This is a genomic window from Avrilella dinanensis (assembly GCF_002807015.1).
Taxonomy (GTDB): domain Bacteria; phylum Bacteroidota; class Bacteroidia; order Flavobacteriales; family Flavobacteriaceae; genus Flavobacterium; species Flavobacterium dinanensis.
The window spans coordinates 2,103,341-2,115,891 of the sequence record NZ_NIPO01000001.1 but is presented as its reverse complement, the minus strand read 5'-3'; the positions used below and the strand labels follow the sequence as shown (position 1 = coordinate 2,115,891).

At 36.0% G+C, this 12,551-nt stretch carries 14 protein-coding genes and 1 pseudogene; 5 read left to right on the top strand and 10 right to left on the bottom strand.

The annotated features are described in order from the left end of the window. Positions 1-450 precede the first annotated feature (450 nt). Positions 451-1,656 (top strand): NAD(P)/FAD-dependent oxidoreductase, encoded by a 1,206-nt coding sequence (locus CDL10_RS10280; protein ID WP_100678444.1) that lies wholly within the window; start codon positions 451-453, stop codon positions 1,654-1,656. A gap of 75 nt (positions 1,657-1,731) precedes the next feature. Here the strand turns inward: CDL10_RS10280 and pdxR are convergent, their stop codons facing one another. After that, on the bottom strand, positions 1,732-3,153 hold the full coding sequence (gene pdxR, locus CDL10_RS10275) for a MocR-like pyridoxine biosynthesis transcription factor PdxR (RefSeq protein ID WP_100678443.1): 1,422 nt from the start codon (positions 3,151-3,153) through the stop codon (positions 1,732-1,734). Between the two features lie 101 nt (positions 3,154-3,254). Here pdxR and CDL10_RS10270 point away from each other — a divergent pair, with 101 nt between their 5' ends. From CDL10_RS10270 to CDL10_RS10255, 4 genes are all read left to right on the top strand, one after another. Beyond that, on the top strand, positions 3,255-3,755 hold the full coding sequence (locus CDL10_RS10270) for a cupin domain-containing protein (RefSeq protein ID WP_100678442.1): 501 nt from the start codon (positions 3,255-3,257) through the stop codon (positions 3,753-3,755). Between the two features lie 21 nt (positions 3,756-3,776). Further along, positions 3,777-4,676 (top strand): dihydrodipicolinate synthase family protein, encoded by a 900-nt coding sequence (locus tag CDL10_RS10265; protein ID WP_100678441.1) that lies wholly within the window; start codon positions 3,777-3,779, stop codon positions 4,674-4,676. Positions 4,677-4,700: 24 nt separating this feature from the next. Further along, a complete protein-coding gene (locus CDL10_RS10260) occupies positions 4,701-4,931 on the top strand; it encodes a thioredoxin domain-containing protein (RefSeq protein WP_100678440.1) in 231 nt (76 codons plus the stop codon). A 91-nt stretch (positions 4,932-5,022) separates the two neighbouring features. Further along, positions 5,023-5,355: a 2Fe-2S iron-sulfur cluster-binding protein gene (locus CDL10_RS10255; RefSeq protein WP_100678439.1), complete on the top strand. Its 333-nt coding sequence runs from the start codon at positions 5,023-5,025 to the stop codon at positions 5,353-5,355. A gap of 328 nt (positions 5,356-5,683) precedes the next feature. Here CDL10_RS10255 and CDL10_RS10250 read toward each other — a convergent pair whose 3' ends face one another. From CDL10_RS10250 to CDL10_RS10210, 9 genes and pseudogenes are all read right to left on the bottom strand, one after another. Beyond that, the gene (locus tag CDL10_RS10250; RefSeq protein ID WP_100678438.1) at positions 5,684-5,962 is read right to left on the bottom strand and encodes a hypothetical protein; all 279 of its coding nucleotides are present in this window, start codon (positions 5,960-5,962) and stop codon (positions 5,684-5,686) included. 288 nt (positions 5,963-6,250) lie between these two features. Beyond that, positions 6,251-7,669: a sodium:solute symporter family protein gene (locus tag CDL10_RS10245; protein WP_243389335.1), complete on the bottom strand. Its 1,419-nt coding sequence runs from the start codon at positions 7,667-7,669 to the stop codon at positions 6,251-6,253. A gap of 467 nt (positions 7,670-8,136) precedes the next feature. Continuing rightward, positions 8,137-8,943, bottom strand: coding sequence for a twin-arginine translocase subunit TatC (gene tatC, locus CDL10_RS10240; RefSeq protein ID WP_100678436.1), 807 nt, complete (start codon positions 8,941-8,943; stop codon positions 8,137-8,139). A gap of 143 nt (positions 8,944-9,086) precedes the next feature. Further along, complete coding sequence (locus CDL10_RS10235; protein ID WP_100678435.1) at positions 9,087-9,638, bottom strand: DUF7010 family protein; 552 nt, start codon at positions 9,636-9,638, stop codon at positions 9,087-9,089. Between the two features lie 101 nt (positions 9,639-9,739). After that, positions 9,740-9,946: pseudogene (locus CDL10_RS11620) on the bottom strand (SulP family inorganic anion transporter); the annotation flags it as partial. Continuing rightward, on the bottom strand, positions 9,947-10,978 hold the full coding sequence (gene arsB, locus CDL10_RS10225) for an ACR3 family arsenite efflux transporter (RefSeq protein WP_100678434.1): 1,032 nt from the start codon (positions 10,976-10,978) through the stop codon (positions 9,947-9,949). It abuts the pseudogene before it with no gap. Positions 10,979-10,981: 3 nt separating this feature from the next. Next, a complete protein-coding gene (locus tag CDL10_RS10220) occupies positions 10,982-11,596 on the bottom strand; it encodes an arsenate-mycothiol transferase ArsC (protein WP_100678433.1) in 615 nt (204 codons plus the stop codon). A 19-nt stretch (positions 11,597-11,615) separates the two neighbouring features. Then, positions 11,616-12,080: a DUF6428 family protein gene (locus CDL10_RS10215; RefSeq protein WP_100678432.1), complete on the bottom strand. Its 465-nt coding sequence runs from the start codon at positions 12,078-12,080 to the stop codon at positions 11,616-11,618. Positions 12,081-12,137: 57 nt separating this feature from the next. Next, positions 12,138-12,467: an ArsR/SmtB family transcription factor gene (locus tag CDL10_RS10210; RefSeq protein WP_100678431.1), complete on the bottom strand. Its 330-nt coding sequence runs from the start codon at positions 12,465-12,467 to the stop codon at positions 12,138-12,140. Between the last annotated feature and the right edge of the window lie 84 nt (positions 12,468-12,551).

The following is a 12,551-nucleotide window of genomic DNA, read 5'->3' as shown; positions in this document are numbered from 1 at the left end:
ATTAATTGCTTTTTAGAGGCGGTTTTTCTTTATCTTTGTTTAAACCAAAAAGTAAAAATGGATATAACAACGGTTTTGTGGTCGCTTGCAGCCTTGATAGCAGTAGTCGTGATGTACTATTTTATCAACAGAAAGAATATTACTCTCGAAGAAGCAAAAAGAAAACAACTCAAACAACAACTGGGTCAGCAGATAAATGCAACAGTTCAGAAAAAAGCTACACCGCAAACGCTTCNCTAAAACTCTAAAATATTTTTTTACTATATTTGACATGGATATTGGTTTGTTTGGCGACTTCAAGATACTGAAATACAGTATCTTGACTAATATCTAATCAATATGTTTTCCTAAAAATAATTACACCCAACGGGTTAATTTAGTATATCTTTAATTCGTTAAAACACAATACAAAAAGAAAAACTATTTTTAATTTTTCTAATGCGGTTAATTATGGATTTAAAATCAAATGAACCTTTTTGGTTAGTAAAAAACGGAATTATCAATAGTTACCCTTCGTTGCGAGAAGATACAGATTGTGATATTCTAATTGTAGGCGGTGGCATTACCGGAAGTCTTATTGCACATCAATGTATGGAAGATGGCTATAAAACGCTACTTATAGATAAACGGGAAATCGCTAACGGAAGTTCGTCAGCTACTACATCAATGTTGCAATATGAGATTGACACACCTTTGTACGAACTCATCAAAATGATTGGCAAAAAAGGAGCAGTTGCAAGTTATAGAGCCTGTTCAAAATCTATTGATATGCTACAAAAAGTCTGTAAACAGATAAAATCCAAATCGGGTTTTAAGAAAAAAGAATCACTTTATTTTGCTGCTTTCAAAAAAGACATGGGTTGGCTTAAAAAGGAATTTGAAGCCCGTAAAGAAGCCGGCTTTAAAGTAAAATGGCTGGGAGCGGATGCTATTGAAAAAAAATATCAATTACAGAAAACCTATGGAGGAATCTTGTCTGAACAAGGTGCGAGTGTGGATGCTTTTACACTGGTTCACGAAATTTTGGAATTCAACATGAAAAGAGGCTTACAGGTTTTTGATAAAACAGAATTGGTTGATGTCAAATCCAACAAATCTGGTAATGAAGCAACTCTTCAAACAGGAGCGAAAATCAAAACCAAAAAGATAGTATATTGTTTGGGCTATGAAAGTGCTACGATGATTAAAGAAAAGTTTGTTGATCTAATTAGTACTTATGCTATTGTTTCTGAAATTGATGAAACGCTAAGCAAAAAATATAATGACGTACTGATATGGAATACATCAGAACCTTACATTTATCTGAGAACGACTGATGACGGTAGATTTTTGATTGGAGGTGAAGATGAAGAATTCATAAATCCGCAAAAACGAGATAAACTCATTAGTAAGAAAGAACAGAAATTACTGAAATCGTTTGAAAAGTACTTGCCACATATTCCCTTTCATTCCGATTTTGCCTGGGCTGGAACATTCGGAGAAACCAAAGACGGATTGCCTTATATCGGAGAACATAAAGATTTTAAGAACAGTTATTTTGTTCTGGGTTTCGGTGGTAACGGCATCACTTTTTCGGTGATGGGAATGGAAATGGTTTCGGATTGGATGAAAGGTAAAAAACATTCATTAAGCGAATGGTTTAAATTTGGAAGATAATTAATCTATACATCTTCTCGATTATCACTTTCTTCCTTTTTGCCTTCTTTGATGAGTTCGTTGACCCCCTGCATTTCACAACATTTTTGCCAAAGCTATAATTCCCTCTTCTAATTCTTTTTCAGAAAGCGAGCCATAGCCCAATCTTATACCGTTTACAGTTTCAGCAAAGCTATACGTGTCAGGCGTAATTATTTTGATACCCTTGCTTTTTAGTTTTTGGGAAACTTGCGACCAATCCATTTGTTTATTTGGCACAATCCAAAAAGCCAAACCACCTTCAGGAATTGCATAAGTTGCTTTGTTCTTAATATGTTTGTTCAACACAGTTGCCATAAAATCCCTTTTGGCTTTGTAGTGGTTAGTTGCCTTTTTGATATGCCGTTTTATTGTACCGTCTTTAATAAGTTGTAAAACCGCCTGTTCCATTATGCTGTCGCCTTGCACATCAATAATTTTTCGCAAACTGCCTACCTTTTCAATCAAAGCATCGTCATTGCTTGCTAAATAACCGATACGCAGAGCAGGTGCAACAACCTTACTCATTGTGCCGATATAAACATAGTTTTTCAGCTCCGTAAAGCTGGACAACGGTAATATAGGGCGATAACCAAAATGAAACTCATTGTCATAATCATCTTCAATAATCGTAAAACCGTATTCGTTGGAAAGCCGTATCAATTCTAATCTTCTTTTCAAACTCAATGTTACGGTAGTCGGATATTGGCGGTGTGGTGTAACGTAAATTGCCTTTATCTTTTTGCCCGATTTCAGATAAGAAACAACATCATCTATCAGCAAACCGTCCTTATCTACACTTGCAGGCAACAATTTTGCCCCTGCATTCTCAAATGCAGACCAAGCAGGTTTATAACCGGGATTTTCAACGATTACATAATCATTTTTTGTAAACAAGTATTGAGCCGTCAGATACATTGCCATTTGACTACCACGAGTGATACAGATATTTTGTTCATTGACCTGCATTCCTCTTTGATGATTGAGCATTTGAACAATAGATTTTCTAAACTCCAAATCACCCAGCTCATTACCGTATCCCATCATCTGCCACCTTGCTTTTTGGTTAAATATTTGCCGGTAAGCCCTTGCCAATTCTGTAATGGGTGCAATTTTGCTATCGGGACTTCCGTCATCAAACTGCAAATGACAATGCTTACTTATTGTATTTTTTGCGGTAGCAGTTACACGATTGCTTTTTTGTACTTCCTTAAAATCGGGCAATGTGTCGGCAACAAAAGTACCCTGCCTTTCTTTGGGAATTAGCCAGCCCTCAATAATCAGTACGTTCAGAGCTTCCACAACTGTATTCCGGTTGACCTTTAGAAGTTGTGCAAGGTTTCTACTGCCCGGCAACGCATCGCCTGCCTTTAACCTGCCCGAATGAATATCTTTTATAATGGCATCAGCTATTTGCAGATAAACGGCTTTATCCGACCTTTCATCTAACTGTATTTCAAAATTCCAACGTCTCAACATCTGGACTATCTATTTATTCAAAAACTGTATCATTATAACAGTCCAAAGATACAATACTTTTGTATTGCAATAATGCAAATAACGATAAAAAATTTTCAATTATGTCAAAATTAGAAACAGCGACAGAAGTAAAAAAATCAATCCACGCAGAGCAAAAACAATTCAGCTCAAAGGACTTCCATCAAACCTTTGCAAGACCAATGTATGTGAAACCTTCACACGTAATTCACAAAAATGTTCAAAATGCAGGCGTTCACAACCAGTTTTCGGAAGAAAGAAAGCACCCCGTTTTCTTTGTGGACTTACCGAGCAAAAATGTAAGTATGACTATCGGCGGTTTATTGCCCGGACAAAAAACACACAAACATCGTCACACTTACGAAACAATACTGTATGTGCTTGAGGGCAAAGGTTCAACGCTTGTAGAAGACGAAATCGTGGAATGGCAAGCAGGCGATGCCGTTTATATTCCGTCTTGGGCGTGGCATCAGCACCAAAATTTAAGTGATAGCGAACCTGCCAAATACATCGCTTGCGAAAATGCACCTCAACTGCAAAACTTAGGCGTGGCATTGCGTGAAGAAGAGGGCAGAGATTTTTAACTTTTAAAAACAAGATAATAAATGAACAAAGTACCATTTAAAGGTGTAATTGCTTACCCGGTTACACCATTTGACAGCAACGAGAATGTAGATATTCCGTTATTCAAAAAACAGGTAGAACGCTTGGTTACGGTTGGTTCTCACGGCATTGCTCCATTGGGCAGTACAGGCGTAATGCCTTACCTCAACGATGCTGAAAAAGAAGCCGTAACGGAAGCAACAATGCAACAAGTAGCAGGTAGAGTCCCTACATTGATAGGTGTTTCTAACCTTACTACAGAGAAAACTGTTTACCACGCACAGTTTGCCGAGAAAGCAGGTGCTACGGCAGTAATGATTATTCCGATGAGCTATTGGAAACTGACCGATGACGAAATCATAAAACATTATGACGCTGTTGCATCTAAAATTTCAATTCCCATAATGGCATACAATAATCCCGCAACAGGCGGCGTAGATATGTCGCCTGCATTATTGAAACGTTTATTGGAAATTCCGAATGTTACGATGATAAAGGAAAGTTCAGGCGACATTCAGCGCATGCACTATTTAAGAAAGGAATTGGGAGAAGAAGTTGCCTTTTTTAACGGTTCTAATCCATTGGCATTGTCCGCTTTTTCGGCAGGTGCAAGAGGTTGGTGTACTGCTGCGCCCAATTTAATACCCGAACTTAACATTGCCCTTTACGATGCTATTCAGGAGAACGATTTGGCGAAAGCCCAACGAGTATTTTACAAACAGATTGATTTGTTGAAGTTCATTGTAGCCAAAGGTTTACCACGCTCCATAAAGGGAGGTTTAGACCTGCTGGGAGTAGGTGGAGGCGGTTTCAAAAGCCCTTTGAAACCTCTTAGCGAAAATGAAATAGCGGAACTTGATAGCATACTTTCAGCTATTAATAAGGAAGTTTATCAGTATTAACCATAATTCTAAAATAAAATAAACATGACAAAAGCAGTTTTTTATCACGCAGGTTGTCCTGTATGCGTAAGTGCAGAAAAGGACATTTTAGATCTCATACCTGAAAATCAGGTTGAAGTAATCCATTTGGGTACAGACAAAACAAAAGTAAAAGATGCAGAAAGTGCAGGTGTAAAATCTGTTCCTGCATTGGTTTTGTCCAACGGCAATGTGTTACACATCAACTTTGGTGCTTCAATAGAAGATTTAAAGTAAACACTATCTAAAAGCCCGAAAGCAGTAAAGACTTTCGGGCTTTATACATCATTATTGTTTCAGTGATAAGTTAAAACAAGAAAATTATAATATGAACCCGAAAGATGAAACTAAACTTGCCGAAGTCCAGGACGAACAATCGGAAAACGTGGAAGTAATATTGACATTAAACGGCGATACAAAGCATATCCAATGGAACAAACAGATACCTTTGCTCGATGCAATGCTCAATGCAGGTATTGATGCACCACATTCGTGTTGCAGAGGTACGTGTGGCACTTGTGTATGTAAATTGGAGGAGGGTGAAGTACGTTTAAGGAGGAATTTCGTTCTATCTGAAGCCCATATACAGCAAGGATTGATTTTAGCTTGTGTAGCAGTTCCTGTAAGCATAAGTATTAAGATAAACTATAATGAACTTTAGTTTAGAAAGTATATATCTCCAAAAAGTATTAAAAAAATGAAAGCAAGTGACTATTGGTATTTCCTTGATCATTTCTATACGTTTTTTTGACACCTTCTTCGGTTAGACTTCTATTATGTTTCTCTTCCCAGTAACTTATCTGTCTTTTAGGAATACTTGTTATCCGGCAAATTATCGGTAATAAAATTAGCAAAATGACGGGGTGAATGTAAAGGTAAAAGTTTTGTCATTTTTTTTGTTGCCGAATATGTTTCGTTGTACTTTTTTTGTTAGCTTAGTTCGATGAAAGATATTAGGTCACTGTCTTACTAAATTGAAATTTTCGATTTTATCCACAACGACAAGCCCCTAAACATAAACAAGCTCTAAGATGAACAGTAAAGTTGTTGAAAATATCATTGGAAAGAAAGATATGGAGACTGTCCAGATTATTATTGATATCTATTTTTTCGACTATAGTTTCTGTTTTAGCGAGTAGTGAAGCTACCTTTTTTTTATCAAATTCATTTAGAATGCGTTCTTTTGCCTCGTTCAGCATATTTTTTAGTTTGATACCATCTTGGAGGTTGTCCGGATGGGTACGGTATGTATTTAATGATATACTCACGCACGAAGGCTATTCTTTGGATTTGTTCTTTCAATATCATAGTTAATTAGAGTTAGACAGTTTCTAATATAAGTGAAATATTTAAGATAAAAAAGCGATAATGAACCTTTTTTATAGTATTTTTAGTTTTGATTAGTCCTTAGATCTGCATAAATTATGTATCAATACTGTTTATCTCAATCGAGCAATTTTAGTTACAATTTATTTAGAAATCTATTTACAATATTTTAACGAAAAGTATATTTCAATTTTTGAATTCGATTGCATAGTGATACTCGTAAATTTACTTTAACTTTTGAAAATGAAAACAATCCCATAACTAAGTACAGCCGCACTCAACCCAAAAACATTTGCGTCTAGTCCGTAAGGTAGTTCCATATCGGCGATAATTAAACCAATGGAAACACTTCCTCCTGTAATCATTGATACCAGTGCCGGCAACGGGTGACGTTTTTTTAATATTATTGCTGCCAAAACCGGAACCAGTAGTCCTGAGACCATAAAGGCATAGGCATATAGCATTAGCGACAAAACATTCTCCATTTTGGAAGCTAGCAATATGGCAAACAACCCAATCAGCAAAGTGGCAAGTTTCGACATTTTAATAATGGATTTGCTATTTTGCTTTTTGTGTTTAGGTATTAAATCGCCTACTACATTGCCCGATGCAGCCATCAGGCAACTGTCAGCTGTGGATAATACCGCCGAAAAATAAGCCGCCATAACAACTCCCGTTAACCCTACAGGCAGAATGTTTTTTATTAGTAAGGGTAATCCCAATTCTACGTCCTGCAAAATACCGCCTTCAATGGGAACTAAATTTTTCTGGATAGCAACATTTGCCAGCATCCCCAGTATCACACCGGTAAATGCCATCATAGGCCATTCCAATACGCCTGCAAAATACCAAGCTTTCTTGGCTGTTTTTGCGTCTTTACAGGCAAAAATGCGTTGATATAATGTCATGCCTACAAACCAAATCGGAATAATCGTTACGCTCCAATTAACAATTTGCTGCCAGGAAATGTTTTTAAGCGAAAGTTTATCATCACTCAGGTAAGGCTGTATACCCTCAAACCCGCCTAGTTTAAAATAAGCAACTGGAATAGCAATTAACATTAATCCCCCTAATAAAATAATCCATTGTACTGTATCGGTATAAATAACAGCTTTCATCCCACCAAGCATCGTGTAAAAGACAGCAATCGCTCCCATAATCCAAAGCATAGTCTGCGTATCAATAGCGGGAAATGCTGCAGAGGAAAGTTTTGCTCCTGCCAAAAACTGAGAACTCGTAAATCCGGTGTAGCCAATGATGCAGATAATTGCGGCGACTAAAGCTACTTTTTTGTTGTATAAAAATTGGAAAACCTGTGGTAGAGTCAGGAAATAGCTTCCTCGTTCTCGCTGCCAGTCAAAAATTCTGGGAATTAAGAAAACAGCACTGAGCCAAGCACCTATAAGTCCAGTAAACAAAAGCCACGAACCCGATAAGCCCATTGTAAAACCAACACCTCCCAGCCCTATGGAAAAACCACCTCCTACATCAGTGGCTACAACTGATAAGCCAACGTGTCCTGCCGATAATTTCCCTCCTCCCGTGTAATAATCTCGTTCGTCGGTATGTTTGTTGGCAAAATAGAACCCAACACCTAACATCGTTAGAAAGTAAATAACAAAAATTAATATATCAATCCAATGTGGCATAATCTTGTTGTTTTCTTAATTAATTATAAACAGACACTTTTGAATATCTGTCTTGACATTGTCAAATTCTATAATGGATGAAAGTAAGTCGGAAATTTGTTTTTCTGTTTCGTTTGAAACCTCTTGTAGAGTTTTGTAATAGGTATATTCTATCATAATAAAAATTTATGCAACCGCAATACTCATTACGATTTGGTTGTTTGATTTTTTTCTGAAATAAAATGGACAGCTTTTACTGAACGGAGCTAAAAGAAATTAATCCTGAAGCAAAAATAGTATGCAGCATATTGGTAAAATGAGTGCCGCTATGAATTAACTTTTGTAAAGATACGAAAAAATATGTAAACCTTACGGTTGCTGGAAACCCTATTCTTTTTATTGTTGTAAATACCCGTAAATCAACATTTTTATAAATATTAAAATTACAATAAACAATTAAAATTCATCTAAATGGTTAAAATGCTGGTTTATTGGTAAGCTGGTTTAACTTTAATAAATTTTGAAAAAAATATACTTCCCTCAAACAAAATTACCAACGGAATAACCAATATGAACTGGCTTAATATATCCGGAGGTGTGATAACAGCTGATGCTATTAAAATGATTACATAGGCATATTTCCGGGAGTTTCTCAATAAATCAGTAGATAGTATCCCCAGACGATGGAGTGTCAAGATAACTACTGGCAGAACAAACACTACTCCTGAAGCTAATAAAGTAGTACGGACTAGTGAGATATATGAATTGATGTCTATTTGATTTGTAACAATACTGCTTATTTCAAAATTCATAAGGAAATTAATGGATAGTGGTACAATGATAAAGTACCCAAACAAAACACCGGTAAAGAATAATAGACTTGTTGATAAGATAAAGTAGATACTATATTTTTTTTCATTTTTATACAATGCAGGCTCTAGAAAGTTCCAGAATTGATACAATATCCATGGAAATGATATAATTATTCCAAAGGTTAGACTGGTCCATATCATAATTGTCAATTGTCCTTCCATTTTTCGATTTTGAATCTCAAATTCAAATCCTTGCAGACAAGACGAGGGGTCTAAATTAAAATAATCAATCAACGAGCAGTACCATTTATAACTAATAAAATCAATATTTTTTGGAGCAAAAAGAATTTCATCAAAAATAAAGCTACTGTATATCACAGCAATAACAGTAAAGACAATAATCCCCATAAAACATTTTACTAAAACCCATCGTAAAACTTCTAAATGACCTAAAAAAGAATCTTTTTTTAGTTTAGCACCCATATTCTAAATAATTAGTACCACGTTTTGCGGCTATGCACAGTGGTGGTTTTTAAGCTGCTTTCGTTTTGGTTAGAGCACCAAAGATAGTTAAAATCCTTGAACTTTCTGGTTGGCACTTTCCTCGCTATTGTGTATAGTCGATATTATTCAGCTATTTTTCTATTTCGTAAAATGATTATTGTTATTATATAAATCAAAACGATGGCAAAAGGAATTGTTATAAATCTATATTCGGGGAAGAGGTACCACAGAGCTAGGATGACAACTATTCTTGTCAATGTATGAAAAACCCCAACCCAATGTCGTATAATCCATGAAAATGGTAACCACATCAAACCTGTCAGGATTCCTACAGTCATTGGAAGGGAAGAATAGTCAATCAGAAAAAATGGTATTGCAATTGAATAGACAAGTATTGCTTGCCCTACTGTAAAGAAGAAAAGAGTATCGAATTCATTTTTCGGTTTACTTTTATCCAGGAAATTTTCACCTGTGAATTTTGAAAGGAACAAAGCTATATATACGATGCTACCAGTCCCGATAAAAATTGACCACACAGCTACAAAGTCTGAAAAAAAAATTCCAGCTAATCCAATTATAACCCAAACAATTAATCCTGCCAGAGGTGTAGCAAGAAATTTACCATTTATAAACTCGATTCTTTGTTCGTCAAGAGTTTTTTTAGTTACTTTCATTTGTTTAAATTACAGTCTTGTTTAAAATATACCACAAACTTACATAAATATATCGACAACCAGAATGCTAAGTTTTTTTGCAAATTATCAAACAGACTGTTGATACGAAAGCTTACCGATTCAAATGTTCCAATAGCCACCATCATCATCACACCGACTAAAGCTGCTATAGGAATTTGCTCGATTACTGAACCTCCCACTAAAATGATGAGTAAAATAGTTACAGCACCGATATTTACCAAGGTTTGGGCAACCATCGCACATCCACCCATTCCACCAAAGAAGCCATTAGTAATGTTTGCAATACCTTATCCATAATATTTCTTTTTCAATGACAAACTTGCCTTAACCAACAGTATCAACACAGGCACTTCCACAAGTGGGCCGATTACGCCCACGAATGCCTGTGGCGAATGGATGCCAAAAACGGCTATGGCTACGGCTATTGCCAATTCAAAATTGTTGCCTGTGGCCGTAAATGCAATGGATACGTTTTTGTCGTAAGGTACTTTCAAAGATTTGCTTATAAAGAAGCTCACAAAAAACATCAGTACAAAATAGATGATTAACGGTATCGCTACTTTTATTACGTCCATTGGTAACTCTAATATTTTATCGCCCTTCAAGCTGAACATCAGTACAATGGTAAACAGTAAAGCGTATAAGGTAATTGGCGATATTTTGGGTATGAATGTCCTGTTATACCATTCTATGCCTTTTGATTTTACCAATGTGTAGCGGCTTATAAATCCTGCCAAAAATGGAATACCCAAATATATCAATACACTTTCTGTTACGTCTTGAATGGATACGCTTACGTTGAAATTGGCTAACCCTAATTTGCTGGGTAATACGTTGATGAACAGCCAAACCAAAAAGCTGTAACTCAATATCTGAAAGGTACTGTTTAGCGCTACCAATAATGCCGTATATTCTCGATTGGCTTTTGCTAAATCGCTCCATACGATAACCATTGCGATACATCTTGCCAAACCTATCAGTATTAGACCTGCCATATAATCGGGTTCGTTGTGTAAAAACAAAACGGCTAATCCGAACATCAATACTGTACCGATTACCCAATTCAATAATAAGGATATGCCTATTACTTTTTTATCCTTAAATGCTGTGGGTAATAGCGAATAATCAACTTTTGCCAATGGTGGGTACATCATCAGTATCAAACCTATTGCCAACGGAATATTGGTCGTGCCTACGGATAAGCTGTCTGTTACATTAGAAATATTGGGAAAGAAATATCCCAATCCTACACCTACCGCCATTGCAAGAAATATCCATAGGGTAAGGTAACGGTCAAGGAATTTTAGTTTTGGTTGCATCGGTTATTTTTTAATCATTGAAAAAACATAAAACATTTCGCTTGCTATCTGTAAACTTCTTTCTGCATACACTTTTGATTGCTCTGCTGTTCCGTCTGAAATCTTTGGGTCTTCAAATGTGATAGGTATTCGTTTTTCTGCTCCTGCTATAAAAGGACAGCCTCCGTCTGCCTGCGAACAGGTCATAATGGCGACAAATGCAGATACAGGGTTGAAAGGACTATCATATTTTTTGGAAAAACCGATTACAGGTAAAGCATTGTCGCTGTATTTTATGGCATATACAGGATTATTATTGTCTGCAATTTTGAAGATGCTAAAACCCTGATTAGTCAATGTTTCTGCCACTTTCGGAAATAGTGCCGCTTCTTCTGTGCCGCCGGAATAACAATGTACATTCGGAATATGATAATACGCACTTGCCACTTGTGCCCAAACCTGTGATAGATGGCTTCTGCGTGAATTATGGGTGCAAATGAAATTGAGACTTATTTCCTGCTTATTATCTGTTTTTTGCTGTACAAAATCTATCAACGGTTGCAATACGGTTTTACGTTCTTCGCTGATGTTTTGGAAGTTGATAGCCTTGTTTATTGTTTCGATTAAATCTTTATACATTTTGATTGCGTTTTAGTGTTTAGCAACAGCCCGAATTAGGTGTACAGCAAGCATTATTCAGTTCTGATAATTTTACTTTATGTTTTTCGGCAGGAATACCGCAGGCATCAATCGCCAAACAAGCGGTCTGTTTGTTCTTCAGTACAAAGTGGTTTCCGTTAAAATCCAAATCGTATTTACCGATTGTTTCACTCTGATATTCTACTTCTATTTCGGCATCTTCAATACCTAATTTTTCTTCGGATAGTTTAATGATGTTTAATAGTTTGGTTGGTTTTAATCGGTGGTCAAAGTCGTTGGCATTCCATAATTGGAAATTGACAACTTTTTCATTTCGGATAGTTCCGCCACAATCAATAAAGTGTTTTGTAATAACGCCTATTTCTGTAACGTGGAAGTGTTCCGGTACAAATGTTCCGTTCTCTAATTGAAATTTAACATTATCCAATGTTGGTAAGATTTCTTTGATTTTTGATAGTTTCATTGTTCTTTATTTAATTGTTATATTGCTTTATTACGATAAATGTCTTTAAAAAAATGCTTAACAGCATTTGTCAACCCCTACATTATCCATAAAGAAAGTATCGAGCTCTTTTTTAATCTGTTGCCAAACATTTTCATCAATGCAGTAACATACGCTTGTTCCCTCTATATTGCCTTTAATAATGCCAATGTTCTTTAATTCTTTCAAATGTTGTGAAATCGTAGCCTGTGCCAAACCTAATTCTTCTACCAAATCATTACAAATACAGGTATTCTGCTTAATGATGTATTGCAGGATAGCTATACGGGCTGGATGAGCCAATGCCTTTAACGATGTGGCTAAATTGTTCTGTTGTTCTGTAAATATTTCCGTTTTTGTTACGCCCATTTTAAGTTTGATTTTACATCGCAATATTACGATAATAAATTAAAATAACAAAACAGTTTCTAACTTTTATTACCCTTTGAGAAT